Source organism: Stenotrophomonas sp. 05N37 (assembly GCF_056397365.1).
In genome coordinates, this window is the sequence record NZ_JBFTNG010000008.1 from 1 (window position 1) to 24421 (window position 24421).

Annotated in this window: 22 protein-coding genes and 2 riboswitches; of the genes, 11 read left to right on the forward strand and 11 right to left on the reverse strand. The window is 69.8% G+C overall.

Annotated features, from left to right (window positions below):
* The 4 genes from AC1DGC_RS17470 to AC1DGC_RS17485 form a co-directional block, all read right to left on the reverse strand.
* Positions 1–2225, reverse strand: a 2225-nt coding sequence (locus AC1DGC_RS17470) for an efflux RND transporter permease subunit (protein ID WP_478048453.1), incomplete at its 3' end; no start/stop codon positions are given.
* Entirely contained in the window at positions 2222–5329 is a 3108-nt protein-coding gene (locus tag AC1DGC_RS17475) for an MdtB/MuxB family multidrug efflux RND transporter permease subunit (protein ID WP_478048454.1), read from the reverse strand. The genes AC1DGC_RS17475 and AC1DGC_RS17470, both read right to left, overlap by 4 nt.
* Positions 5326–6480 (reverse strand): MdtA/MuxA family multidrug efflux RND transporter periplasmic adaptor subunit, encoded by a 1155-nt coding sequence (locus AC1DGC_RS17480; protein ID WP_478048455.1) that lies wholly within the window; start codon positions 6478–6480, stop codon positions 5326–5328. The genes AC1DGC_RS17475 and AC1DGC_RS17480 overlap by 4 nt, the downstream gene beginning before the upstream one ends.
* A 217-nt stretch (positions 6481–6697) precedes the next feature.
* Entirely contained in the window at positions 6698–7315 is a 618-nt protein-coding gene (locus AC1DGC_RS17485) for a trimeric intracellular cation channel family protein (RefSeq protein ID WP_394164797.1), read from the reverse strand.
* A 92-nt stretch (positions 7316–7407) separates the two neighbouring features.
* Positions 7408–7499: riboswitch (glycine riboswitch) on the reverse strand.
* A gap of 8 nt (positions 7500–7507) precedes the next feature.
* A riboswitch (glycine riboswitch) is annotated at positions 7508–7602 on the reverse strand.
* Positions 7603–7646: 44 nt separating this feature from the next.
* Between AC1DGC_RS17485 and AC1DGC_RS17490 the strand changes: the two genes are divergently transcribed.
* The 4 genes from AC1DGC_RS17490 (at position 7647) to AC1DGC_RS17505 (ending at position 9145) form a co-directional block, all read left to right on the forward strand.
* A complete protein-coding gene (locus tag AC1DGC_RS17490) occupies positions 7647–7919 on the forward strand; it encodes a GIY-YIG nuclease family protein (RefSeq protein ID WP_478048456.1) in 273 nt (90 codons plus the stop codon).
* A gap of 68 nt (positions 7920–7987) precedes the next feature.
* Positions 7988–8467, forward strand: coding sequence for a hypothetical protein (locus AC1DGC_RS17495; RefSeq protein ID WP_478048457.1), 480 nt, complete (start codon positions 7988–7990; stop codon positions 8465–8467).
* 31 nt (positions 8468–8498) lie between these two features.
* Positions 8499–8945 (forward strand): nuclear transport factor 2 family protein, encoded by a 447-nt coding sequence (locus tag AC1DGC_RS17500; RefSeq protein WP_478048458.1) that lies wholly within the window; start codon positions 8499–8501, stop codon positions 8943–8945.
* 59 nt (positions 8946–9004) lie between these two features.
* Positions 9005–9145 (forward strand): hypothetical protein, encoded by a 141-nt coding sequence (locus AC1DGC_RS17505; RefSeq protein ID WP_478048459.1) that lies wholly within the window; start codon positions 9005–9007, stop codon positions 9143–9145.
* Here the strand turns inward: AC1DGC_RS17505 and AC1DGC_RS17510 are convergent.
* Positions 9142–10461 (reverse strand): NAD(P)/FAD-dependent oxidoreductase, encoded by a 1320-nt coding sequence (locus AC1DGC_RS17510; protein ID WP_478048460.1) that lies wholly within the window; start codon positions 10459–10461, stop codon positions 9142–9144. The genes AC1DGC_RS17505 and AC1DGC_RS17510 overlap by 4 nt on opposite strands.
* Before the next feature lie 162 nt (positions 10462–10623).
* On the opposite strand from AC1DGC_RS17510, the gene AC1DGC_RS17515 reads away from it, so the two are divergent.
* On the forward strand, positions 10624–11385 hold the full coding sequence (locus AC1DGC_RS17515; RefSeq protein WP_259210292.1) for an NYN domain-containing protein: 762 nt from the start codon (positions 10624–10626) through the stop codon (positions 11383–11385).
* Between the two features lie 51 nt (positions 11386–11436).
* On the opposite strand, the gene AC1DGC_RS17520 is transcribed toward AC1DGC_RS17515, so the two are convergent.
* Positions 11437–11625, reverse strand: a complete 189-nt coding sequence (locus tag AC1DGC_RS17520; RefSeq protein ID WP_478048461.1) for a hypothetical protein — start codon at positions 11623–11625, stop codon at positions 11437–11439.
* Between the two features lie 99 nt (positions 11626–11724).
* Between AC1DGC_RS17520 and AC1DGC_RS17525 the strand changes: the two genes are divergently transcribed.
* Positions 11725–12345, forward strand: coding sequence for a glutathione S-transferase family protein (locus AC1DGC_RS17525; protein ID WP_478048462.1), 621 nt, complete (start codon positions 11725–11727; stop codon positions 12343–12345).
* A 69-nt stretch (positions 12346–12414) separates the two neighbouring features.
* On the opposite strand, the gene AC1DGC_RS17530 is transcribed toward AC1DGC_RS17525, so the two are convergent.
* Positions 12415–14589 carry a primosomal protein N' gene (locus AC1DGC_RS17530; protein ID WP_478048530.1) on the reverse strand — a complete coding sequence of 725 codons (2175 nt, stop codon included), beginning with the start codon at positions 14587–14589 and terminating at the stop codon, positions 12415–12417.
* A gap of 494 nt (positions 14590–15083) precedes the next feature.
* Between AC1DGC_RS17530 and AC1DGC_RS17535 the strand changes: the two genes are divergently transcribed.
* The 4 genes from AC1DGC_RS17535 (at position 15084) to sppA (ending at position 20160) form a co-directional block, all read left to right on the forward strand.
* Entirely contained in the window at positions 15084–16085 is a 1002-nt protein-coding gene (locus AC1DGC_RS17535; protein ID WP_394164804.1) for a hypothetical protein, read from the forward strand.
* Positions 16078–16653 carry a DUF3106 domain-containing protein gene (locus AC1DGC_RS17540; protein WP_394164805.1) on the forward strand — a complete coding sequence of 192 codons (576 nt, stop codon included), beginning with the start codon at positions 16078–16080 and terminating at the stop codon, positions 16651–16653. Before AC1DGC_RS17535 ends, AC1DGC_RS17540 begins: the two co-directional genes overlap by 8 nt.
* Positions 16654–16799: 146 nt before the next feature.
* Positions 16800–18170: an MATE family efflux transporter gene (locus AC1DGC_RS17545; protein WP_478048463.1), complete on the forward strand. Its 1371-nt coding sequence runs from the start codon at positions 16800–16802 to the stop codon at positions 18168–18170.
* 85 nt (positions 18171–18255) lie between these two features.
* Positions 18256–20160 (forward strand): signal peptide peptidase SppA, encoded by a 1905-nt coding sequence (gene sppA, locus AC1DGC_RS17550; RefSeq protein WP_478048464.1) that lies wholly within the window; start codon positions 18256–18258, stop codon positions 20158–20160.
* A gap of 692 nt (positions 20161–20852) precedes the next feature.
* On the opposite strand, the gene AC1DGC_RS17555 is transcribed toward sppA, so the two are convergent.
* On the reverse strand, positions 20853–21065 hold the full coding sequence (locus AC1DGC_RS17555; RefSeq protein WP_259209837.1) for a hypothetical protein: 213 nt from the start codon (positions 21063–21065) through the stop codon (positions 20853–20855).
* A 173-nt stretch (positions 21066–21238) separates the two neighbouring features.
* Between AC1DGC_RS17555 and AC1DGC_RS17560 the strand changes: the two genes are divergently transcribed.
* Complete coding sequence (locus tag AC1DGC_RS17560) at positions 21239–22015, forward strand: SDR family oxidoreductase (protein ID WP_259209835.1); 777 nt, start codon at positions 21239–21241, stop codon at positions 22013–22015.
* Positions 22016–22022: 7 nt separating this feature from the next.
* Here AC1DGC_RS17560 and AC1DGC_RS17565 read toward each other — a convergent pair whose 3' ends face one another.
* The 3 genes from AC1DGC_RS17565 to tsaC form a co-directional block, all read right to left on the reverse strand.
* Positions 22023–22820, reverse strand: coding sequence for a hypothetical protein (locus tag AC1DGC_RS17565; protein ID WP_478048465.1), 798 nt, complete (start codon positions 22818–22820; stop codon positions 22023–22025).
* A gap of 110 nt (positions 22821–22930) precedes the next feature.
* A complete protein-coding gene (locus AC1DGC_RS17570; RefSeq protein WP_394164808.1) occupies positions 22931–23743 on the reverse strand; it encodes a DUF4124 domain-containing protein in 813 nt (270 codons plus the stop codon).
* A 44-nt stretch (positions 23744–23787) separates the two neighbouring features.
* On the reverse strand, positions 23788–24348 hold the full coding sequence (gene tsaC / locus AC1DGC_RS17575; protein WP_259209832.1) for an L-threonylcarbamoyladenylate synthase type 1 TsaC: 561 nt from the start codon (positions 24346–24348) through the stop codon (positions 23788–23790).
* Positions 24349–24421: the final 73 nt, after the last annotated feature.

The following is a 24421-nucleotide window of genomic DNA, read 5'->3' on the forward strand; positions in this document are numbered from 1 at the left end:
ACCTGGCGCTGGCTGAAGGCGTTGTTGAGCACCGAGGCGATCATGCGCATGTCCACACCGAGCCGGGCGGCGGCGTCGCGGTCGATGTCCAGCACCACCTGGCGCATGCCCTCGTCGCCCTTGGATTCCACGTCCACCAGTTCGGGCAGSGCAYGCAGCGCGTCGGCGACCTTGGGCGCCCATTGCCGTAGGGGCTCCAGCTCGCCGGACAGCAGCTGGAACTCGTACTGGCCACTATCGCCGCTGCCCTCCAGCTTGATGTCCTGGTCCACCCACAGGAACATGCCGCCGCCGGGAATCTTCGGCATGTTGGCGCGCAGGCGGTCGATTACCTGCTGGCTGGAGACCTTGCGCTCGGCCAGTGGCTTCATCTTGATCATGATGAAGGCGTTGTTGACCCCGCTACGCCCGCCGATGTACCCGATGATGTCGCTGATGGCCGGGTCGGCCAGCAGCAGCGTGCGGTAGGCATCGATCTTGGGTTGCATCACCTGGAACGACAGCCCGTCGTCGCCGCGCGCGAAACCACGCAGCTGCGCGGTGTCCTGCTTGGGCACGATTCCCTTGGGCACCTGTTGGAACAGCCACACGTTCAGCCCGATCACCGCGCCGAACAGCAGCAGCGGAACGGCCAGCCAGCGCAGCATCTTCTCCAGGCTGGCCACGTACCCGCCCCGCAGTCGCTCGAACAACGCCGTGCCGCCCCGCTGCAGCACGTTGCCGGTGCCCGGGCGCTCACGCCCGAGCAGGCGCGCGCACAGCATCGGGGTCAGGCTCAGCGAAACCAGCAGCGACACGCCCATCGCCGCCACGAGGGTCAGCGAGAATTCGCGGAACAGCTTCTCCACGAAGTCGTCCAGGAACAGGATCGACACGAACACCACCGCCAGTGCGATGTTCATCGACAACAGCGTGGCGCCCACTTCGCCGGCACCGCGCAGGGCGGCGTCCATCGGCGAGGCGCCTTCTTCGCGATGGCGGGCGATGTTCTCCAGCACCACGATGGCATCGTCGACCACCAGCACCGCGGCCACGATCAGCGCCATCAGCGACAGCGTGTTGAGCGAGAAACCGAGCAGCGCGATCACCGCCAGTGCGCCCAGCAACGACACCGGAATGGCCAGGGTGGGCACCAGCGCCGCGCGCCAGTGGCCGAGGAAGGCCAGCACCACCAGCACCACCAGGGCGATGGCCAGCAGCAGGGTCAGTTCGGCCTCGTGCAGGGTGGCGCGGATGACCGGCGAGCGGTCCATCACCACCTGCATGTCGACGCTGGCGGGCAGCAACGCCTGCAACGTGTCCATCTGCGCGTGGATGGCGTCGACGGTCTCGATGATGTTGGCGTCGGGCTGGCGGCTGACGATCAGCAGCACCGCCGGGCGCTGGTTGTGGAACCCGCTGGCATAGCGGTCCTCCACGCCCTCGCCGACCTGGGCCACGTCGCGCAGGTGCACCGGGCGGCCCTCGCGCATGGCGATGATCAGGTCGCGGTACTCGGCGGCCGTGCGCAGCTGCAGGCTGGCCTCCAGCTGCCATTGCCGGCCCTGGCTGGCCACGTTGCCCAGCGGCTTGAGCGCATTGGCGGTGCGGATCGCCGCGGCGACGTCATCGAGTGCAATGCGCTGCTGGTTGAGCGCATTGGGGTCCAGCGACACGCGCACCGCCGGCAGCGAACTGCCGCCGACCTGCACTTCGCCCACGCCCGGAATCTGCGCCAGCTTCTGCGCGATCACCGTGGAGGCCACGTCGAAGATCTGCCCGGGCGAGCGGCTGTCCGAGCTCAGTGCCAGGGCCAGGATCGGTGCCTGCGAAGGATTGACCTTGTTGTACTGGGGCATGCCCGGCATACCGCTGGGCAGCTGCGCGCGGGCGGCGTTGATCGCCGCCTGTACGTCGCGCGCGGCGCTGTCCACATCGCGGCCCAGTTCGAACTGCAGCTCGATCTGGGTCGAGCCCTGGGTGCTGGCCGAGTCGATCCGGCTCAACCCCGGTATCGTGCCCAGCGCGCGTTCCAGCGGCGTGGCCACGTTGGCCGCCATCGATTCGGGGCTGGCCCCGGGCAGGCTGGCGCTGACGTTGATGGCCGGGTAGTCCACCTGCGGCAGCGGTGCCACCGGCAGCAGCCGCAGGCCCAGCAGGCCGGCCAGCACCACCGCCACCGACAGCAGCAGGGTCGCCACCGGGTGCTGCACGAACCAGCCGATCGCGCGCGCCAGCGGGCTCACGCGTGGGCCTCGGCCGCATCGTCCGCACCCTCGGCGGGGCGCCGGCGGAAGCGGTCGAAGAACAGGTAGATCACCGGCGTGGTGAACAGGGTGAGCACCTGGCTGACGATCAGCCCGCCCACCATCACCACGCCCAGCGGCTGGCGCAGCTCCGCACCGGAGCCGCTGGCGAACATCAGCGGGATCGCGCCGAACAGCGCGGCCAACGTGGTCATCAGGATCGGACGGAAGCGCAGCAGCGCAGCCTGGTGGATCGCCTGGCGTGGGGCCAGGCCGAACTCGCGCTCGGCCTCCAGCGCGAAGTCGATCATCATGATCGCGTTCTTCTTCACCAGCCCGATCAGCAGCACGATGCCGATCACCGCGATCAGGTCCAGGCTGCGCCCGCTCAGCAGCAGCGCCAGCAGGGCGCCGACCGTGGCCGAGGGCAGGGTGGAGAGGATGGTGATGGGGTGGATGAAGCTCTCATACAGCACGCCCAGCACCAGGTACATCACCACCACCGCGGCCAGCACCAGCCACAGCGTGCTCGACAGCGAGGCGCGGAAGGCGTCGGCCGCGCCTTGCAGGCGCAGCTCCACCCCGGTGGGCAGGCCGATCGCTGCACGCGCGCCTTCAATGGCCTGCACCGCCTCGCCCAGCGACGCACCGCGTGCCAGGTTGAACGAGAACGTCACCGCCGGGAACTGGCCCACGTGGTTGATCAACAGGTGCGCCGGGCGCTGCTCGATGCGCGCGATGCCATTCAACGGCACCTGCTTGCCATCCGGCCCGGCCACGTGCAGGCGCGCGATGGCGTCCGGCCCGAAGGCCACGTCCGGGCGCGCTTCCAGCACCACGCGGTACTGGTTGGCCTGGGTGAAGATGGTGGAGATCTGGCGCTGGCCGAACGCGTCGTACAGCGCATCGGCCACCGCGTCCACCTGGATGCCCAGGCGTGCGGCGGCGACCCGGTCGATCAGCACGTGCGCCTGCAGGCCCTGGTCCTGCAGGTCGCTGGCCACGTCGGCCAGGGCCGCGGACTGCTGCAGGTGGGCCAGCAACCGGGGCGTCCACTGCGCAAGCTGGTCGCTGTCGGGGCTGGTCAGGGTGAACTGGTACTGGGTGCGGCTGATGCGGTCCTCGATGCCCAGTTCCTGCACGGGTTGCAGGTACAGCGTGATGCCCGGCACGCGCGCCACGCGCTGCTGCAGCCGCGCGATGATCGCCTGCGCGTCGCTGCTGCGCTGCGCATGCGGTTTCAATTCGATCAGCAACCGGCCGCTGTTGAGCGTGGCGTTGTTGCCGTCCACGCCGATGAACGAGGACAGGCTGGCCACGTCCTCATCCCCCAGCAACGCATCGGCCAACGCCTGCTGGCGCTGCGCCATGGCCTGGAACGAGATCGACTGCGGCGCCTCGCTGATGCCCTGGATCAAGCCGGCGTCCTGCACCGGGAAGAACCCCTTGGGCACCCACACGTACAGCGCCGCGGTGAGCAGCAGCGTGGCCACGGTGGCACCCAGCATCAGCGGCTGGCGCCGCAGCACCCACTGCAGCTGGCGGTCGTAGATCGCCACCACGCGGTCGAACAGGTCGCCCTGCTGCGCCGATTCCTGGCCGTCGGCATCACGGCGGGTGGCATGCCCGGCCTTGAGCAGTCGCGCGCACATCATCGGCGTCAGCGTCAGCGAGACCAGCAGCGAGATGCCGATCGCCACCGCCAGGGTGATCGCGAACTCGTGGAACAGCTTGCCCACCACGTCGGCCATGAACAGCAGCGGGATCAGCACCGCGATCAGCGACAGGGTCAGCGAGATCAATGTGAAGCCGATCTGGCGGGCGCCTTTCAGCGCGGCCTGCATCGGCGTGGCGCCGCGCTCGATGTGGCGGGCGATGTTTTCCAGCATCACGATCGCATCGTCCACCACGAAACCGGTGGCGATGGTCAGCGCCATCAGCGTGAGGTTGTTGAGCGAGAACCCGGCCAGCAGCATCACACCGAAGGTGCCCACCAGCGACAGCGGCACCGCGATGCTGGGAATGATGGTGGCCGGCAGGTTGCGCAGGAACACGAAGGTGACCATCACCACCAGCGCGATGGCGATCAGCAGCTCGTGCTGCACCCCGCGGATCGAGGCGCGGATCGATTCGGTGCGATCGCTCAGCACCGCCACGTCCACGCCCTTGGGCAGCGAGGCCTGCAGCTGCGGGAGCAATGCACGCACCTGGTCCACCACGGCGATCACGTTGGCCCCGGGCTGGCGCTGGATGTTGATCAGGACCGCGGGCGTGGTGCCCGACCACGCGGCCAGCTGGCGGTTTTCCGCGCCGTCTTCAATCGTGGCCACATCGCCCAGCCGCAGCGGCGCGCCGTCCTTGTAGGCCAGGATCAGCGCCTGGTATTCGGCCACCGAACGCATCTGATCGTTGGCATCGAGCATGATCGCGCGGGTGGGGCCGTCGAAGCTGCCCTTGGGCATGTTGACGTTGGCCGCCCCGATCGCGGTGCGGATGCTGGCCATGCTCAGCCCGTTGGCGGCCAGCGCCGACGGGTTCACCTGGATGCGTACTGCCGGGCGCTGCCCGCCGGCCAGGCTGACCAGGCCCACGCCCGGCAGCTGCGACAGGCGCTGGGCCATGCGCGTGTCCACCAGGTCGTGCACCTGCGGCAGCGACAGCCCCTGCGAGGTCACCGCCAGGGTCAGGATCGGGGTATCGGCCGGGTTGACCTTGCGGTACACCGGCGGCACCGGCAGGTCGTCGGGCAGGAAGCTGTCTGCGGCGTTGATGGCCGCCTGTACTTCCTGCTCGGCCACGCCGAGCGCGACCTCCAGCGAGAACTGCAGGGTGATCACCGAGGCGCCGCCCGAGCTGGTGGAGGACATCTGCTTCAGCCCGGGAATCTGCCCGAGCTGGCGCTCCAGCGGCGCGGTCACCGCGCTGGTGGTTACCCCCGGGCTGGCGCCGGGGTACAGCGTGGTGACCTGGATGATCGGGTAGTCCACCTGCGGCAGCGCCGCCACCGGCAGCAGCCGGTAGGCCATCACGCCGGACAGCAGCAGTGCCACCATCAGCAGCGTGGTGGCCACCGGGCGCTCGATGAAGACGCGCGACAGGTTCATGCGCCGGTCCGCGGCGGATCCTGGCTGACCACCTCCACCTTGGCGCCTTCGCGCAGGCCGTCGATGCCTTCCACCACCACCCGCTCGCCGGCCTTGAGGCCGTCGCGTACCGACACGCGCTCGCCATCGGCCGGGCCCAGCACCACGTTGCGCAGGTGCGAGGTGTTGTCCGGGGCAATCACGTACACATAGCTGCCCTTGCTGCCGAACTGCACGGCGGCATTGGGGATCACCACGGCATCGCTGCTGCTGACCTGCAGACGGATGTTGACGAACTGGTTGGGGAACAGCGCCTCGTCGGCGTTGGCGAACTGCGCGCGCAGCTTCAGCGTGCCGGTGGCGGTATCGATGCGGTTGTCCAGACTGGCGAGCACGCCGTCGCCCAGCGCCGTGCGCTCCTCGCGGTCCCAGGCTTCCACGGTCAGGTCGGGCGTGGCGCGCACGGCCGCCACCACGGCCGGCAGGTCCGGCTCGGGCACGGTGAACAGCACGCTGATCGGCGTGGTCTGGGTGATGGTGGCCAACGGTTCGCTGTCGCTGCTGCGCACCAGGTTGCCCACGTCCACGTTGCGCAGGCCCATGCGCCCGGCCACCGGCGCGGTGATGCGGGTGTACTGCAGCTGCAGGCGGGCTTCATCCACCGCGGCCTGGTCGGTCTGGCGCCGGCCCTGCAGCTGGCGCACCTTGCTCTGCTGGTCGCTCAGGTCCTGCGCGGAGACGAAGTGCTTGGCCTGCAGTTCGCTGTAACGGTTGAGCTGGGTCTGCGCGTTGTCCAGTTCGGCCAGGTTCTGCTGCTGGGTGCCCAGCGCACGCGCCAGCGCCACCTGGTACGGGCGCGGGTCGATCTCGGCAATCAGGTCGCCGGCCTTGACGTGTTCACCCTCGCGGAAGGACAGCCGCAGCAGCTCGCCATCCACGCGACTGCGCAGGCTCACCGTGTGCAACGGGGTGACCGTGCCCAGTGCCTTCAGGCGCACCACCAGGTCGTCGCGCACCACCGTGGCCACGCGCACCGGGGTGGCGTTGGCGGCAGGCGCGGGATCGGCGGCGGGGGCGGGCGACAGGGCCCGCCAGGCGATCACGGCGGCGGCCAGCACGGCCAGGACCAACAGCGGTTTCAACAGACGGCGGCGCGGCGGCGAAGCAGACATGGGCATCCTGCGCGCAAGCCCAACAGCCGGCGCGTCCATGGTGTACCGGCCCGTGGGGGCAGGTGAGGCGAAATGGGGGTTGTCTGGCGGGGCCGCTGGTCGAATGCCGCAGCGTGGCTGGATGCCGTCCCGGGAGGGGCGGGGGCGCCATGGTACCGCGAGAGGCCTGCCGCGTTCACATGACCTTGGTCATGGAAGAGTGCATTGAACGTGCCGTTCAATGCACCTCGTCGCGGTACACGAACTTCGGCATTTCCCACTTGAAGTGGATCGCCAGCAGGCGCAGCAGGAAGCCACCGCCCAGGCACCACAGCGTGGCCGCGTTGAGCGATACGCCCAGCTCCAGCAGGCCCAGGTACGCCGCACCGGTGAACAGCGTGATCACCGCATACAGTTCCTTCTGGAAGATCAGCGGCACCTCATTGCACAGCACATCGCGCAGCACGCCGCCGAAGGCGCCGGTCAACATGCCCGCGATCAGCACGATCGGCGCGGCGTGGCCGGCATCGCGCGCCACCGCACAGCCGATCAGGGTGAAACAGATCAGCCCCAGTCCATCCAATACCAGGAACGTGCGGCGGAAGTGGTGCATCCAGCGCGCCACCCAGGTGGCGATCAAGGCCGCGCAGATGGTGAACCCCAGGTACTCCGGGTGCTTCACCCAGCCCAGCGGGTAGTGGCCCAGCACGATGTCGCGCAGCGAGCCTCCGCCCAGTGCGGTGACGCAGGCGATGATGACCACGCCGAACAGGTCCATGCGTCGGCGCCCGGCGGAGAGCGCGCCGGTCATGGCTTCGGCGGAGATGGCGATGAGGTAGATCAGGGAGAGCAGCATGGGAAAGCATCCGGACGCGTCAGGCGGGGGACGGCAACACGCACCCGGCACACCAGCGCAGGGCACTGTCGTGGGGGTGGGGAAACCGTTGCCGCTCCCGCTGTCCTTTTGCCTGAGAGTTCAGTGGCCAAGGCCACGTGCCCCTTCGGCGGGTCATTGAAGACCTCTCTCCAGATCGGCGTACTGGATGCATGGTTGGTGGCGTATCGAACCACCGGCCTGAGCGATTATGGGAGCCTGCGCCTTCGGCGGGTGCCAGCGTGGCACCTCTCTCCTGCATCCGGGGCGGATTCTAGCAGCCAGCGGCCGCGCCCCGGTGGATAATCCCGGTATGCCCGCTGAACCCGCCCCCTGGTACGTCTACCTGCTGGAATGCCGCAATGGCAGCTACTACGCCGGCATCAGCAACGACGTGGACGCGCGCTTCCAGGCCCACCTGGCCGGCAAGGGGGCCCGGTACACGCGCGCCAACCCGCCGCTGAAGCTGCTGGCCATGCGCGCCTATCCGGACCGGGCGGCCGCCTCCCGGGCCGAATGGCAGCTCAAGCGCCAGCCACGCGCGCACAAACTGGCCTGGTTGCAGGCGGCAGACACCTCGTCCTGAGGGTGCGTCGGTACTGGTTGGGGGCTGCAAGGTAGGCCACAATCGGCCACCACGCGGAGGGAACCGGGATGTTCGATCTCCATCGCAGACGGCTTGCCTGGCTGCGCGCGGCCATGTCCCGCCCACCGGCCCTGCGCCGGTCGCCGGGCCGGGACGACGCGCCACCCGCAGCGACGGCGGCGTACTCGCCAGCGCTGCGCCACGGCGAGAGCGGCACCGCCGACGCATTCCGCGCCAGGCTCGCCGCCGATGCCGTGGAGCGCGCGCGCATTCGCCTCGATCCGACCCACGTGCCAGTCGAACTCCGGGGCATCATGCCGCTGGCCGAGTACTGGGGCATCTGCGACGACGCCATCCGCGAAGGGATGCAGGACGCGGAAAGCCAGGCGAGCAAGGAGGCGATGGCCGACGCGGTGAACCCGCACAACGCGACGATTACCGCCTGGCTGGACAGCCGGCCGGTGGGCGGGCTGATGAGCGACGAAGCCGCCGCCTTCACCTACCTGCAGCTGGGCCTGACCGAACTGGCGCTGTTCCGCGAGGAATGAGCTGCTCCACCTACCCGAGGGACACCCTGCGATGACCCCGCTTGCCCTGCTGCTCGCCGTTGCCGGCGCTACGAACCCTGCCGCCCCCGTCATCGATCCGGCTACGCGTGCCGCGATTGAAGCCACCTGCCTGGACTACGTGGACGGCCAGCTCGAGGGTGACCCGGCCCGCGTGGCGCGCTCGCTGCACCCGGACCTGGCCAAGCGCGCGATCCTCGGCGATACCCCGGATGAGCGCCTCGGCCTGCGCCGGATGTCGAAGGAGGAGCTGGTTGAACTCACCCGGCAGGGCGCGTTGAAAACCCCCAAGGTCCAGTGGAACCGCCGCTGCACGCTGCTCGACGTTACCGGCAACGCCGCCTCGGTGCGGCTGGAAACGCCGTGGTTCGTGGACTACTTCCACATGGGCCGGTTCGGCGAGCGCTGGGTCATCGTCAATGCGCTGTGGTACAGCAAGCCCAAGGCAACAGCCAAGTGACGACGACGCACCCCGCCACTGAGTGGGGGTATCGATTCGGGCCAAACGAGCTCGACGCCGTGCTGCAGACGCGGCCGGAGGTGCGCTACGACTACTTCGTCAAACGCGTGGCCGATGGGGAAGGAGTCTGGGGCCTGCGCAGTGCCGAGGGCTGGGACGACGCCCGCGCGGCGCCCCATGCAGCGGCACCGCAGCGCTAGCGGGGTGGTGTCGTGTCAGCTTCCACCTGTGGGGCCGGCGCTCGTGCGCGGCGGTCCTCCCGGTCATCCCCGAAAATGATCCGCGCGCTGCGCTGGTAGCTCCAATACGCCACCGCCCAGTTGAGCAGCACCACGATGCGGTTGCGGAAACCGATCAGAAAGAACACGTGCGCGGCCAGCCAGAACCACCAGGCCAGCACGCCGGACAGCTGCAGCTTGCCCAGGTGCACGATGGCCGCCATGCGCCCGATCGTGGCCAGGTTGCCGAAATCCTGGTACTTGAACGGGCCCGGCGCCGGTTTGTTTTCCAGCCGCGCACGGATGATCGCGGCCACGTGCTTGCCCATCTGCTTGGCGGCCGGGGCCACCCCCGGCACCGGCTTGCCGTCGGCCTGGTTGAGCGCGGCCAGGTCACCGGCGACGAAGACGTCCGGGTAGCCCTCCAGGGTCAGGTCCGGCTGCACCGGCACGCGGCCGGCGCGGTCCAGCGGCACCTCCAGCGTGCGTGCCAACGGCGAGGCCGCGACACCGGCGGCCCACACCACGGTGCGCGCCGGAACGAACTGGTTGCCCAGCTGGAAGCCGTCGCCGTTGATGTCGCTGACCGGCGTGCCGGTGAGCACTTCCACGCCCAGCTTTTTCAGCTGGCGGCGTGCCTTCAGCGAGAGCACCTCCGGGAAGGTGGACAGCACGCGGGGGCCGGCTTCCACCAGGCGCACCTTGGCGCTGGCCGGGTCGATATGGCGGAACTCGTTGCGCAGGGTGTGGCGGGCGATCTCGGCCAGGGTGCCGGCCAGCTCCACGCCGGTGGGGCCACCCCCCACCACGGCGAAGCTCAGCCATGCCGCCTTGCGTGCGGGGTCCGGTTCGGCTTCGGCGCGCTCGAAGGCCAGCAGCAGTTTGCGGCGCAGCGCGATCGCATCGTCCAGGGTCTTCAGGCCGGGCGCATCGGCGGCCCATTCGTCGTGGCCGAAGTAGGCGTGGGTGGCGCCGGTGCACAGCATCAAGGTGTCATAGCCAAGCTGGCTGCCGTCGGCCAGGGTGATCTGGCGGGCGTGTTTGTCGATCGACGTCACTTCGCCAAGGCGCACTTCCACGTTGCGCTGCTCGCCAAGGATGTGGCGCAGCGGTGCGGCGATATCCGGCGCGGACAGGCCGGCGGTGGCGACCTGGTACAGCAGCGGTTGGAACAGGTGGTGGTTGCGGCGATCCACCAGGGTGATGCGGACAGGCGCGTTGGCCAGGGCGCGGGTGGCCCAAAGGCCGGCGAAACCACCACCGATGATGACCAGGTGGGGCAGGGGATCGCGGGTCATGCAAGGACTCCTTGGCGGGGGCCGGCCGTCCGGCCCCATGGGTTCATGGTCGACGCGACCTATCGTCGCACGTGAAGCAGGGTATTCACGCCGATGACAGATACTGGGTTCAGGGGCCATCGCGCTTGCCGGTGGCCGTGTCCATTCGCTGTGGAGGCCGACATGACCGAACCGGAAAAGCGCATCGCCCTGTTGATCGATGCCGACAACGCACCCTCGTCCAAGATCGACGTGGTGCTGGCCGAAGTGGCCCGCTATGGCGTGGCCAACGTGCGCCGTGCCTACGGCAACTGGAAGAGCCCGCGGCTGAAAGGCTGGGAGTCGGTGCTGCACGCGTACGCGATCCGCCCCATCCAGCAGTTCGCCTACAGCCGTGGCAAGAATGCCTCGGACATGGCGATGGTGATCGATGCGATGGACATGCTCTACGCACGCAACCTGGATGGCTTTGCGATTGTCTCCAGCGATGCCGACTTCACCCCGCTGGTGATGCGCCTGCTCACCGATGGGGTCAAGGTGTACGGGTTTGGCGAAAAGAAAACCCCGGAGCCGTTCGTCAACGCCTGCTCCAAGTTCACCTACCTCGAAGCGCTGGGCCAGGGCCACGCCACCGACCCGGAAGTGGAGCAGGACAACGAGGAAACCCGCCCGCGCAAGAGTGGCCCGGAGCTGCGCAGCGACACCCGGCTGGTGCAGATGCTGCGCCGTGCGGTGACCTCGGCCGAAGCCGAGGATGGCTGGTCGCACCTGGGGCCGGTCGGCAGCCAGATCGGCAACCAGGCCTCGTTCGATTCGCGCAATTACGGGTACGGCAAGCTCAGCGAACTGCTGGCGGCGACCGGGCTGTTCGAGATGAAGAAGGACGGCAAGTCCACCTACGTGCGCGCGCTGCCCAGGAAGAGCGCCGGCAAGCCGGCCAAGTGAGGCCGGCAGGGCCCGCGGACGGGCACCGCGAGTGGTACGGCGTGGATCCGGCTACAGCGTCCGCGCGTCGGCCTGCTGGTAGCCGTCGATGACGCCGCGACCAACGTCCTGCAGCGTTCCGAACGCCATCAGGAGCAGCGCGGCGGCCAGCATCAGGTTGCGGTGGTTGCGGCGATAGCCCACCACCAGCAGCACCAGGCCTACGCACATCAGGCTGATTTCGAGGATCTGCGCGAACATTCCATTTCATCCATGAGGTGACGGGCACGCCGCCGATCGGCGTATCGTAGCCGCACCGCGTGGCCCGCTGCCACGCTCATTACGACAGAGATACCCACCATGCTGAAGATCTGGGGCCGCCACAATTCGAGCAACGTGCGCAAGGTGCTGTGGTGTGCCGAGGAGATCGGCGTGCCGTACGAGTCGATCCAGGTCGGCGGTGCGTTTGGCGGCACCCAGTCGCCGGACTACCGCGCGATGAATCCCAACGGGCTGGTGCCGGTGATCGAAGACCACGGCCTGCCCTTGTGGGAGTCCAACACCATCGTGCGCTATCTGTCGGCACGCTATGCGCTGGGCACGCTGTACCCGGAAGACGTGGTGGCGCGTGCGCAGTCGGAGAAGTGGATGGACTGGACCACCTCGACCTTTGCCGGCTCCTTCCGCGACCTGTTCTGGGGCACCCTGCGCACGGCGCCGGCCGATCGCGACGAAGCCCGCATCGCCGCCGCGCTGGTCCGCTCGGGCGAGCTGCTGGCAATGGCCGACGAGGCGCTGTCGCGGCAGCCGTGGTTGTCCGGCGACGACTTCGCCATGGGCGACATCCCGCTGGGCGCCTTCATCTACGCGTGGTTTGAAATGCCGATCCAGCGCCCGCAGCTGCCGCACCTGGCCGCCTGGTACGAACGCCTCAAACAGCGCCCGGCCTACCAGCGCGCCGTGATGACCGCACTGACCTGAGGCACCCTGCCACGGGCGCGGCGGTGAGGCGGCATGCGCGGGCGGCGGATCTGCAGCGAGCCCACCGCCTCAGTACAGGTCCGTTGGATCCACATCCAGCGACCAGCGCACCTTGCGTGCCTGCGGCAGGCCGTGGATCTGCGGCGTGATCAGATCGAGCAGGCCATGCAACGGGCGTCGTGACGGCGCGGACAGCAGCAGCTGGGTGCGCTGGTAACCGGCGCGGCGCGGCATCGGCGCCGGCATCGGGCCATAACGCTCCACCGGCGCATCCTCGGGAATCAGGCCGCGCACCGCGCTGAGCATCGCGTTGGCGTGCTCCACCTGCTGCGCCTCGGCACGCAGCAGCGCCAGGTGCGCGAAGGGGGGGAACCCGGCGGCTTCGCGCTGCTGCAGTTCGGCCTCGGCGAAGGCGTGGTAGCCGCCGTTGACCAGGGTCTCCAGCAACGGATGCCCGGGATGGTGGGTCTGCAGCCAGACCTCGCCGGGATCGGTGGCGCGCCCGGCGCGCCCGGCCACCTGGATCAACTGCTGGGCCAGCTTTTCGCTGGCACGGAAGTCGGCCGAGAACAGCCCTTCATCGATGCCCACCACCACCACCAGGGTGAGCTTGGGCAGATCGTGGCCCTTGGCCAGGATCTGCGTGCCGACCAGGATGCCGGCACGCTCGCCGAGCGTGGCCAGCTGGGTTTCCAGCGCATCCCGGCGATGGGTGGTGCCGCGGTCGATGCGGATCACCGGGTAGTCGGCGAAGGCCTGGACCAGGTGTTCTTCCAGGCGCTCGGTGCCGATGCCCTGCGGCTGCAGCGCCAGGCTGCCGCAGTCCGGGCAGGCCAGCGGCGCGGCCTGGCGGGCACCGCAGTGATGGCACTGCAGGCGGCGGCCACCGGCATGCACGGTCATCGGTGCATCGCAGCGCTGGCAGGGCGCGGTCCAGCCACAGTCGTGGCACAGCAGCACCGGCGCGTAGCCGCGGCGGTTCTTGAACACCAGTACCTGGTGGCCGGCCTGCAGATGGTCGGCAATGCCCTGCAGCACCTCCGGCGACAAGCCGTCGCGCAACGGCCGCTTGCGCACGTCCAGCACCCGCACCCGCGGCGGCCGTGCGTCGCCGGCGCGTACCTTCAGGCGCAGGTGGGTGTAGCGCCCGGCCTGTGCGTTGTGCAGCGATTCCAGCGACGGCGTGGCACTGCCCAGCACCACCGGCACGTCCAGCGCCTTGGCCCGCACCAACGCGAAATCGCGTGCGTGGTAGCGGATGCCATCCTGCTGCTTGTAGCTGCCGTCGTGCTCTTCGTCGACCACGATCAGCCCGGCGTTGGGCAGCGGGGTGAACACCGCCGAGCGCGTGCCGACGATGACCTGTGCTTCGCCGCGCGAGGCCGCCGCCCACACCCGGGCGCGCTCGTTGTCGTTCAAGCCCGAATGCAGCACGTGCACCGGGATGCCCAGACGGGTGCGGAAGCGCGACAGCGTCTGCGGGGTGAGCCCGATCTCGGGCACCAGCACCAGCGCCTGGCGACCACGCGCCAGGCAGGCCACGATCGCCTGCAGGTAGACCTCGGTCTTGCCGCTGCCGGTCACCCCGTCCAGCAGGTAGGCGCCAAAGCCGGGGGCGGCGGTGATCGCGGCGATGGCGGCGGCCTGTTCGGGATTGGGCAGCGGGCCGGCGCCGGCGCGTGCCGTCGGCACCTGGTGGTCCAGTGCGACCCGCTCCACCAGCGCGCGCTTGGCCAGCGCGCGGGCGGCGGTGCGCCACCCGTCCATCTGCGTGTCCAGCACGTCCTCGTCGATCACCCCGTCGGCCAGCAGCGTGGCCAGCCGTTGCGGCCGGGTGCCGGCGCGCAGGCGGGCGCGCTGTTCCTCGCCGGCAGCGGTCAGCTGCCAGCCCCAGCGGTGGGTGTCGGGCACGGCATCGCCACGGCGCAGCGGTGCCGGCAGCGCGGTGCTGACCACCTCGCCGAGCGGGGCGTGGGTGTAGCGCGCCAGCCACTGCAGCGAGCCCCACAGTTCGCCGCCCAACAGCGGCGCGGGGTCGATCCACGCCAGCGCCGCGCGCAGGGTGCCGCCGTCGGGCACCCCCCCGATCGCCGCCACCACCCCGACCAGCTCGCGCGTGCCAAACGGCACCCGCACCCGGCGGCCGATCATGCCCGCATGCGGCGGCTCGCCCGGCGGCGGCGCGTAGTCGAACCACTGGGGCAAGGGCAGGGGCAGCGCGACCTGGATCGTCGGCGCATTCAGCAGGGGGGCGGGGCCGCCGGTAAGCGACAGCGAAGGGGCCGGATCGGAGCTGGGCATCGCAGCAGTGTAGCGGCCCGGCCACGCCCCGGCAGCGACCGGGCACACGCCCCGGACCTGAGCCGGTGAACCTAAATAGCGGCTAAATATCTGTCCTGCCGAGAGATTCAGGCTTATCCACATCTTCTGTGGATAAGTCTGTGCGCCACTCCTGATCTCCGCGCTCAGGGTCAGGGAGTTCCGACCTCTTGCTCAACTTGGTCAAAAAATAGCCATACGACAATAGTCAATAAAAACAACAACCTAACTGTGAAACAAAGCTGAAACATGCGGGTCGTGCCCCTCACGTGCCTGTATACCCGGGTTTTCATTGATGCTGTGCACAACCTGCGCCCGTTGCTGCGTCACCCTGTCCCGGATCCCTTCACACGCGGCCTACATCGGCACGCCCGATCGATGACGCAATCGCTATCATTTCGGCACTTGATGGAGTTGCTATGACGGCTGCGACGGCCCCCGTTTCTTCTACCGCAGCCGGTGCGCTGTCGGCGTTCCTGCGTGGCGTTGAGCGCCGCGCCCTGGTGGTGGCCGAGCTGCAGTGCGGCGACCCGACCGTGGCCGAGCAGGCCCTGGTCTCGGTGATGCGTGCCTTCGCCGGCATCGCCAGCGACGTGCCGATGGCGCAGTGGCCGGATCGTTTCTGGATCCTGCTGGCCCACCGCACCCCGATCCGGATGCCGGCCGAGGGCGGGCAGTGGTCGCCCGGCCTGGCCCACCTGCCGGCGCTGGCGCCGCCCGCCCGGCTGGCCCTGCTGCTGCGCATCGGCGGCGGCCTGGACGAAGCGGCCGCCGCGCAGATCCTGGACCTGCCCGTGGCCGACTACCAGCAGGCGTTGGCCGAGGCCTGCCCGCGGGATGCCCAGGGGCATCCGGACGCGGCCGCCTGGCGTGCCTTGGCCGAGCAGGTCCAGCAGCGCCTGCGCGACCTGCCGCTCTTGCGGCTGCAGCGCCTGCAGCAGCCGGTCGCCGCGCCCGCTGCCGCCAATGAGGCCGCGTCCTGGCGCACCCCGCACAAGGCCGACGCCACGCCTGCGCGGGCCCGCCCGCGCCGCAAAGGCGGGCGTCGCCTGCCATGGAAGGGCCTGCTGATCGTGGTGGTCACCGCCGGCGTGCTGCTCGGCGGCGCGGCCTGGTGGAAGCATGCGCGTCAGGTGGGGGAGCCGATGGCCAGCGCGCCGGACGGTGCCGTGGCCGACGCCGGACCGGTCCAGGTGGAAGAGCTGCCCGCCGACGACCTGCCGGTCATCGCGCCCGCCGACCCGGCCGATGCCGCCAGCGACGCGGCAATGCTGGCCGACCCGGAGCTGGGGCTGGCCCGCGATGCCGATCTGTACGCGTGGTTCGCCGCCGGCGGCCCGGTCCCGGTCGACGAATCGCAACCGCAGCCCAGCCGCCCCGAGCCGGCCACCGCCGGCCTGGAGACCAGCACCGATGAATAAGCCGTTCCCGTGCCTGGTCCTCGGCCTCGCGTTGGCGGCGACCGCATCCGCCGCGCCGCAAGCCCTGGACTTGCCGCCCCCGGCGCCGACCAGCGCCACGCCGGCACCCGTCACCGCCCCGGCCATCCCGGCCACGCCCGCCGCGCTGGACCCGGCGCAGTTGCGCGCGCTGCGCAGCCGCTATGCCGCGTGGCAGGCGTTGCCCGAGCCCGAACGCGCGCGCATCCGCGAGGCCGCCCGCGCGGTCGCCGCGCTGCCGCCGGCGCAGCAGCAGACCCTGCGCCAACGCTTCGCCGAACAGGACCAACGCTTCCGCGACGGTTGGCTGCTGGGCCCGCAGCTCGGCCAGCTGTTCCCCAAGTTGCAGGGCCTGTTCGGCTACCTGCCGGCCGAACAGCGCGAACCGGCGCTGGCGATCCTGCGCCAGCTCAGCAGCGACCAGCTCGCCCAGCTGAGCCTGGTCGCCCAGCGCACCCCGCCGCAGGAACGCGACCAGGTGCGCAGCCAGTTCCTGGCGTTGGCGCCGGGCGCGCGCGATGCGTGGCTGAAGCAGAACGTCGGCCACTGACCGGCTTAGCGCCGCCGCGCATCGCGGGCAAAACCGTGCATTCACCGCCCATCGTGGGTTTTGCCCGGCCGCGCGCGTAAGATGTGCGTCCGCAACCCGGTGCCTGTGCCCTCCGCGCGCTGCCGTAGTTGCCGTCCGTGATCTCCATGTCCATTGCTTCCCCCACGCCGCGCCTCTCCCAGGAAGTGCGCGCCACCGGCCTGCTTGCCTTGCCGCTGGTCCTGGGCCATGTCTCCACCGGCCTGATTTCCTTCGTCGACAACGTCATCGCCGGCCACCACGGCACCCAGACGCTGGCTGCCGTCACCATCGGCACCGCACTGCTGTGGCTGCCGATGCTGATCCCGATCGGCACGTTGATCTCGCTCACCGCCTCGGTCTCGCAGCTGCACGGCGCCGGCCGCGAACGCGAGATCGGCCCGCTGTTCCGCCAGGCGCTGTGGTTGGCGCTCGGCCTGGGCCTGATCATGTTCGCCTTCCTCACGGTGGTGCCGCCGCTGCTGCCGGCGTTCGGCATCGCGCCGGACATCGTGCCGGGTGCGACGGCGTTCCTGCATGCGGTGCGCTGGGGCGGCCCGGCGCTCACCCTGTACTTCTGCATGCGCTACCTCAGCGAGGGCATGCACTGGACGCTGCCGACCATGCTGCTCGGCTTCGGCGGCCTGCTGGTGCTGGCGCCGCTGGGCTACATCCTCTGCTACGGCAAGCTGGGCTTCCCGGAACTGGGCGCCGAAGGCTTGGGCATCGCCTCGGCCACGATGATGTGGATCCAGGCGCTGTGCTTTGCCGGGTACCTGTTCACGACCAAGCGCTTTGCCCACCTGCACCTGTTCTCGCACTTCGAGGCGCCGCGCTGGGCCGCGATCTGGGACCTGCTGCGCACCGGCCTGCCGATCGGCATCACCGTGCTGATGGAGGGCGGGCTGTTCATCGTCACCGCGCTGCTCATCGGCCGCCTTGGCGCCACCGAGGCGGCCTCGCACCAGATCGCGATCAACGTGGCGCAGCTGTGCTTCATGATCCCGATGGGCGTGGCCGAGGCCACCACCGTGCGCGTCGGCCATGCGGTCGGTAGCGGCAACGGGCTGGGCGTACGCCGCGCGGCCATCGCCGGGCTGGTGATCATCCTGGGCACGCAGACGCTGTCGGCCCTGGTGCTGCTGTTCGGGCACGACGCCATCGTCGGGGTCTACACCGCCGACATGGGCGTGGCCGCACTGGCCTCCACCCTGCTGCTGTATGCGGCCGCGTTCCAGTTCCCCGACGGCGTGCAGGTGCTCTCGGCCGGTGCGCTGCGTGGCCTCAAGGACACCCGCGTGCCGATGTTCATCGCCATGTTCTCGTACTGGGGCCTGGGCATGCCGCTCGGCGCCGGGCTGGGACTGGGGCTGGGCATGGGGCCGCAGGGCATGTGGCTGGGCCTGATCCTGGGCCTGACCGCCGCGGCCATCCTGATGGCCTGGCGGCTGCGCGTCAGCAGCCGCCGTGTCGGGATCAGACTGCCCTCCGCCGCTTGACGACCCCCTTACTTGTGTCCGATGCCGGCCTTGCCGGCAACGGCTATGCTGGCACCACGGCAAGAAGCCAACTGGAGTTTTCCCCATGAACCAACCCGCGCGTCGCAACCCCGTCGCCAGCTTCTTCATCGGGCTGTGGGATGTGATGAACTTTACCCGCAGGCTGATCCTCAACCTGATGTTCTTCGGCCTGCTGTTGCTGGTGTTGATCCTGTTCGTCTTCGCGATGGGCAAGAGCGCCAGTGCGGGCAAGTCGCTGCAGGACCGCACCACGCTGGTGATCGCGCCCGAAGGCCGGCTGGTCGAGCAGTACAGCGCCGATCCGGTCAGCCGTGCGCTGGCCAAGGTCGTGGGCGACAACGGTTCGGAGGAAGTGCAGCTGCGCGACCTGGTCCGCGCCATCGACGCGGCGCGCGAGGACAAGAAGATCGAGCGGGTGGTGCTGGAGCTGGACAAGCTGCAGCCCAGCGGCTTTGCCTCGATGCGTGAAGTGGCCGCCGCGCTGCAGGAACTGCGCGCCTCGGGCAAGCAGGTGGTCGCCTTCAGCGAGAACATGAGCCAGTCGCAGTACCTGCTGGCCGCGCAGGCCAACGAGGTCTACCTGGACCCGATGGGCGGCGTGGTGCTGGAAGGCCTCGGCCGTTACCGCCAGTACTTCCGTGCCGGCCTGCAGGACAAGCTGGGCGTGGACGTGCACCTGTTCAAGGTGGGCGAGTACAAGTCCGCTGCCGAGCCGTACGTGCTCGACGCCGCCTCGGCGCAGGCCAAGGAAGCGGACCTGTTCTGGATGAACGATGTGTGGCAGCGCTACCTGGGCGACATCGCCAAGGCGCGCAAGCTCGACGCCGCGCAGCTGGCCGCCGGCATCGACACCATGCCCGAAGGGATCGCCGCCGCCGGTGGCGACCTGGCCAAGTTCGCCCTGCAGCAGAAGCTGGTGGACGGCCTGAAGACCCGCGAGGAAGTCGAGGACCTGCTGGCCGATCGCGGCGTGGCCGACGAGGACGCCGATGGCGGCTTCCGCAGCCTCAATCTCGATGCGTACCTGTCCGTGCTCGATACCCGTCGTTCGCCGGTGGACTCGCGTCCGCAGGTGGCGGTGATCGTGGCCGCCGGTGAAATCGCCGGTGGCGACCTGCCGGCCGGTCGCGTCGGCGGCGTGTCCACCTCGGCCCTGCTGCGCGAAGCGCGCGACGACAAGGACGTGAAGGCGGTGGTGCTGCGCGTGGATTCGCCCGGCGGTGAAGTGTTCGCCTCCGAGCAGATCCGTCGCGAAATGGTCGCGCTGAAGGCCGCGGGCAAGCCGGTGGTGGTGTCGATGGGCGACCTGGCTGCGTCCGGTGGTTACTGGATCAGCATGAACGCCGATCGCATCTACGCCGACCCGTCGACCATCACCGGTTCGATCGGCATCTTCGGCATGATCCCGAACGTGGCGCGCTCGCTGGACAAGATCGGCGTGCACACCGACGGCGTGGGCACCACCCGCTTCGCCGGTGCGTTCGACATCACCCGCCCGATGGACCCGGCCGTGGGCCAGGTCATCCAGTCGGTGATCAACAAGGGCTACGCCGATTTCACCGGCAAGGTCGCCGATGCGCGCAACAAGCCGGTCGAGGCGGTCGATGAAGTCGCCCGCGGCCGCGTGTGGAGCGGTGCGCAGGCCAAGGAACGTGGCCTGGTCGACGAGTTCGGTGGGCTCAAGGTGGCCGTCGCCGACGCCGCCAAGCGTGCCAAGCTGGGCGACGTGGACAAGGTCCGCGTGCGCTACATCGAGAAGGGCGCCACGCCGTTCGCGCAGTTCATGAGCGGCTTCGCCGGCAGCCACGCCGGTGCATGGATGCTGGGTGAGTCGGGCATGGCCCGGCTGATGCTGGCGCGTTCGATGCCGGAGCTGGACACCCAGCTGCGCTTCGTCGAAGACGCCGCCCGCGACCCGCGCGGCAGCAGCCCGGTGAAGGCGCTGGCGTATTGCTTCTGCGGTTTCTGACGCGGGAGGGCAGCGGATCGGCATGAAAAAGCCCGGCGAAAGCCGGGTTTTTTTTGGCCGAATCGCGTGGTCGCGTATGGACGGGCATTGGGAGCATGCGGTGCGTTGGCGCCGATGCGATGGGATGACCCGTAGAGCCACGCCATGCGTGGCTGCGCCTGGATCCGGCATTGCGCGCAGCCACCCATGGGGTGGCTCTACGTGATCACGCGGCGCGTTGTTGCCGATGGGCCGGCATTGGGGTCATGCGGTGCGTTATTGCCGATGGGCGGGCATTGGGATCGTGCGGTGCGTTGGCGCCGATGCGATGGGATGACCCGTAGAGCCACGCCATGCGTGGCTGCGCCTGGATCCGGCACCGCGCGCAGCCCCCATGGGGTGGCTCTACGTTTGATCCGGCACTGCGTGCAGCCACCCATGGGGTGGCTCTACGTGATCACGCGGCGCGTTGTTGCCGATAGATGGGCATTGGGATCGTGCGGCGCGTTATTACCGATGGACGGGCATTGGGATCGTGCGGCGCGTTATTACCGATGGACGGGCATTGGGATCGTGCGGTGCGTTATTGCCGATGGATGGGCATTGGGATCATGCGGTGCGTTGTCGCCGATGCGATGGGATGACCCGTAGAGCCACGCCATGCGTGGCCGCGCCTGTATCCGGCATCGCGCGCAGCCACCCATGGGGTGGCTCTACCTGCCTTCGGCTTCGTCGGCGGCGCGGGTGTCGGGGGCTTTTTCGAGCGATTCGCGCGCGGCGTTGGCCTTGTCCAGCGGCTGCTGCATTGCATCGCGGAGCGCGCTTGCCTGCGGCTCCGGTGGCTTGTCCGGGGCCGGGGGCACCGGGCGATTGCAGCCGGCCAGGGCCAGCAGCGCGGTGAGTGGCAGGACGGCACGGATGTTCATGGCGGGCTCCTCGCGATGGGCCGGGGAGCGCAGTGTCGCACCGCTGCGCCAGCGCGTGTGTGACGGCAGGGGGTGGCGGACCGCGTGCAGGGGCTGCGCTATCCTGAGCACAGCGCACGGCACGGTGCCGCGCGCACGCAACGCGGGGCCCGGCCCCGACGCAGGAGATGCATGTGAGCGCGCAACGTTGGCGACTGGACGGACAGACCGCATTGATCACCGGCGCCAGTGCCGGTATCGGCCTGGCCATTGCGCGGGAACTGCTCGGCTTCGGCGCCGATGTGCTGATCGTCGGCCGCGATGCCGACGCGTTGGAAATGGCGCGCGATGAACTGCTCGATGCCTTCCCCGACCGCGAGATCCACGGCTTGGCCGCCGATGTCTCCGACGACGAAGACCGTCGCGAGATCCTGGACTGGGTCGAAGACCACAGCGATGGCCTGCACCTGCTGATCAACAACGCCGGGGGCAACATCACCAAGCCGGCCACCGAGTACACCGAGGACGAGTGGCGCGGCATCTTCGAGACCAACCTGTTCTCGGCCTTCGAACTGTCACGCTACGCCCACCCGCTGCTGGCCCGCCACGCGGCATCGGCGATCGTCAATGTCGGCAGCGTGTCCGGGCTCACCCACGTGCGCAGCGGCGCGGTGTATGGCATGACCAAGGCGGCCATGCACCAGATGACCCGCAACCTGGCGGTGGAATGGGCCGAGGACGGCATCCGCGTCAACGCCGTGGCGCCGTGGTACATCCGTACCCGCCGCACGTCCGGCCCGCTGTCCGACCCGGACTACTACGAAGAAGTGATCGATCGCACCCCGATGCGCCGCATCGGCGAGCCGGAGGAAGTGGCCGCCGCCGTGGGCTTCCTGTGCCTGCCGGCCGCCAGCTACGTCACCGGCGAATGCATCGCCGTGGACGGTGGCTTCCTGCGGTACGGCTTCTGACCGCGCCTCAGTCGGGAATGGGGCAATCGCTGCCCGCCAGCACCGCCTGCAACCGTTCGCGCTCGGCGCTGGCGCCGGCCTGGTTTTCCGGCGTGGCAAAGCGTTCGCTGCCACGGGCATCGCGGAACCGCTGCTGCCAGGCGTTGCAGCGCTGCTCGCTGGGGACGGCCACGCAGGCATCGCGGATCACTTCGCAGCCGGCGGCGTTGACCGGCGTCGTGCCGCCCAGCCCGGTAACGGTCATCAGCACGCAGTGCGGCGGCGCCGGTTCGCGCTCGTGCAGGTAGCCGTTGCCATCGCTGCCCAGGCAGCGGTAGATCTCCGGCAGCGGCGCCTTGGCTACGTCGGGGTCGACCGCGGCCGCGGCCTTTTCGCGCGCCTCCCGGCGTAGCACGTCGCTGTCGAGGATCTCGGTGCCTTCGGCCTCCACCGAGGTCTGCACGCCGCCCTGCAGCACCGGCAGCGGGGCGCGCTGCAACATCGCGCTGCTGGCGGGTGCCACGCCGGCAGCGGGAGACGCAGCAGGTGCGGCAGCAGGTGGCGCTGCAGGTGCCGTTGCCGGCGGCAGTGCCTGCGCGGACGGCGTACCGCTCGTGGACGCCGCCACGGAGGGCGCCGGCGACCCGGCAGCGGGCGTGGCGAAACGCTGGATGCGCTGCGTGCTGCCGGCCGGGCAGGGCGCGTTCTGGACGGTCAGTGCGCCATCGGCGTCGGTGCAGCGGAACAGCACCACCTCGCCAGCGTGCGCGGCGTGGGGCAGCCCGGCCGGCCATGCGGCGACGGCCAGCGCCGCGACAAGCAGCATGCGGCGCAAGGGCTGCGGCGGTGAGGAGGGGAGGCAGGCGGGCGGCATCAAGGCGGTTCGACAAGAATCAGGCGAGGGCGCATTGAAGCACGCGCCGGTCGGTGCTGCCGCTAGCGGCAATCACGCTGCAACCGTGCATCGACGCTGCGTTGTTCGCGGTTGAGCGCATCGCGTTCGCCCTGCAGGGCGCTGTTGTACTGGCGCACCAGCTCCCAGCGACGGTCCTGCAGGCGCGCGCACACCTCCTGCTGCGGCAGCACGCTGCACTGGTCGCGCACCATCACGTTGCCGGCCGGCACCACCGTGTCGGTGTAGGTGCCCGGGTAGGCCTGGCGACTGCCTTCCCACTGCGTGCTGCTGCTGCCGATACTGACGCTGGCACCACCACGCCGGCCACCGCCGGAGACGGCAAGCCCGCCGCCGCTGGAGGTGATCGAACCGGCGCCCATCGGCGCGATCGGCGGCAGCGGCTGCGGGGTGGGGTAGTGCCCGCCCCCGCCCCCTGGCGGGCGATGCCCGCGGCCGTAGGGCAGGTAAACGCTGGTCCAGACCGGCACCCAGCGCGGATTGCCGTCGCCGTTGTCGCTGGTGTAGCGGGTGCCGTCATCGCGCACGCACTCGAACAGCGGTTGCGGCGGCTGCACGTAGACGTGGCGTACCTCGCGCTGTGGCGGTGCATTCGGCGTGGCGGTGGGGTCGACGTCGCTGCGCACCACGCGCGGCGCGGGATCGCGCGGGCGCTGCATGTCGCGCACTTCCTGGCGTCCATCGCGACACGGGGCATCCTGCAGCGACACCGCGCCATTGCTGCCGACGCAGCGATACACGCGCAGGTTGTTGCCGGTGCCGCCAGCGTCCTGCGCGGCGAGCGGCAGGCTGACGGCAAGCAGCACGGACAGGCTCAGGGCGGTCGGAAGGCGCATGGCCACAGTGTGCCGCTTTGCCGGCAGCGGCGCAAAAGCCCGGTTCAGGTGCGCAGGACCTGGCCGCTGAGGGCATCGCGGATCGGGGTCGGCTGGGCCAGTCCGCCCGTGTCGCCGTCGATCAGGCCAGCCAGCAAGGGCAGCAGCGCCGGGTCCAGCGCCGCACGGGTGCGGGCGGGCGGATGACCGGCCAGGTTGGCGCTGGTGGACACCAGCGGGCCGCCCCAGGCCCGGCACAGGGCAGCCACCAGCGGGTGCGCGCTGACCCGCACCGCGATGCCGCTGTGGTCGCCGGTGATCCAGCGCGGGGCGCGGTTGCCGGCCGGCAGGACCCAGGTGTTGGCGCCGGGCCAGCTGGCCAGCACCGTGTCCCGGCACTCGGCGGGCAGGGCGTCCATCCGCACCCAGCCCTCCAGTTGGGCGAGGTCGGCGGCCACCAGGATCATGCCCTTCTCGACCGGGCGCTGCTTGATCTGCAGCAGCGTCATCACCGCGGCCTCGTGGCTGGGATCGCAGCCCAGGCCCCAGACCGCTTCGGTGGGATAGGCGATCACCCCGCCAGCACGCAGCACGGGCGGGGCGGTGTCCACAGTGAGTTCGTTCATGACAGGCAGGCCGGATGCATGGGCGGCATTATCCTCCCGCCGTAGCCGGAGGGGTCAACCCTGGCCGCACGCG

What these genes read in the sequence shown, in the direction of transcription:
- AC1DGC_RS17475 (WP_478048454.1), bottom strand. Translation starts at nt 5,329, where the DNA reads ATGAACCTGTCGCGCGTCTTCATCGAGCGCCCGGTGGCCACCACGCTG.
- AC1DGC_RS17480 (WP_478048455.1), bottom strand. Translation starts at nt 6,480, where the DNA reads ATGTCTGCTTCGCCGCCGCGCCGCCGTCTGTTGAAACCGCTGTTGGTC.
- AC1DGC_RS17485 (WP_394164797.1), bottom strand. Translation starts at nt 7,315, where the DNA reads ATGCTGCTCTCCCTGATCTACCTCATCGCCATCTCCGCCGAAGCCATG.
- AC1DGC_RS17490 (WP_478048456.1), top strand. Translation starts at nt 7,647, where the DNA reads ATGCCCGCTGAACCCGCCCCCTGGTACGTCTACCTGCTGGAATGCCGC.
- AC1DGC_RS17495 (WP_478048457.1), top strand. Translation starts at nt 7,988, where the DNA reads ATGTTCGATCTCCATCGCAGACGGCTTGCCTGGCTGCGCGCGGCCATG.
- AC1DGC_RS17500 (WP_478048458.1), top strand. Translation starts at nt 8,499, where the DNA reads ATGACCCCGCTTGCCCTGCTGCTCGCCGTTGCCGGCGCTACGAACCCT.
- AC1DGC_RS17510 (WP_478048460.1), bottom strand. Translation starts at nt 10,461, where the DNA reads ATGACCCGCGATCCCCTGCCCCACCTGGTCATCATCGGTGGTGGTTTC.
- AC1DGC_RS17515 (WP_259210292.1), top strand. Translation starts at nt 10,624, where the DNA reads ATGACCGAACCGGAAAAGCGCATCGCCCTGTTGATCGATGCCGACAAC.
- AC1DGC_RS17520 (WP_478048461.1), bottom strand. Translation starts at nt 11,625, where the DNA reads ATGTTCGCGCAGATCCTCGAAATCAGCCTGATGTGCGTAGGCCTGGTG.
- AC1DGC_RS17525 (WP_478048462.1), top strand. Translation starts at nt 11,725, where the DNA reads ATGCTGAAGATCTGGGGCCGCCACAATTCGAGCAACGTGCGCAAGGTG.
- AC1DGC_RS17535 (WP_394164804.1), top strand. Translation starts at nt 15,084, where the DNA reads ATGACGGCTGCGACGGCCCCCGTTTCTTCTACCGCAGCCGGTGCGCTG.
- AC1DGC_RS17540 (WP_394164805.1), top strand. Translation starts at nt 16,078, where the DNA reads ATGAATAAGCCGTTCCCGTGCCTGGTCCTCGGCCTCGCGTTGGCGGCG.
- AC1DGC_RS17545 (WP_478048463.1), top strand. Translation starts at nt 16,800, where the DNA reads ATGTCCATTGCTTCCCCCACGCCGCGCCTCTCCCAGGAAGTGCGCGCC.
- sppA (WP_478048464.1), top strand. Translation starts at nt 18,256, where the DNA reads ATGAACCAACCCGCGCGTCGCAACCCCGTCGCCAGCTTCTTCATCGGG.
- AC1DGC_RS17555 (WP_259209837.1), bottom strand. Translation starts at nt 21,065, where the DNA reads ATGAACATCCGTGCCGTCCTGCCACTCACCGCGCTGCTGGCCCTGGCC.
- AC1DGC_RS17565 (WP_478048465.1), bottom strand. Translation starts at nt 22,820, where the DNA reads ATGCTGCTTGTCGCGGCGCTGGCCGTCGCCGCATGGCCGGCCGGGCTG.
- AC1DGC_RS17570 (WP_394164808.1), bottom strand. Translation starts at nt 23,743, where the DNA reads ATGCGCCTTCCGACCGCCCTGAGCCTGTCCGTGCTGCTTGCCGTCAGC.
- tsaC (WP_259209832.1), bottom strand. Translation starts at nt 24,348, where the DNA reads ATGAACGAACTCACTGTGGACACCGCCCCGCCCGTGCTGCGTGCTGGC.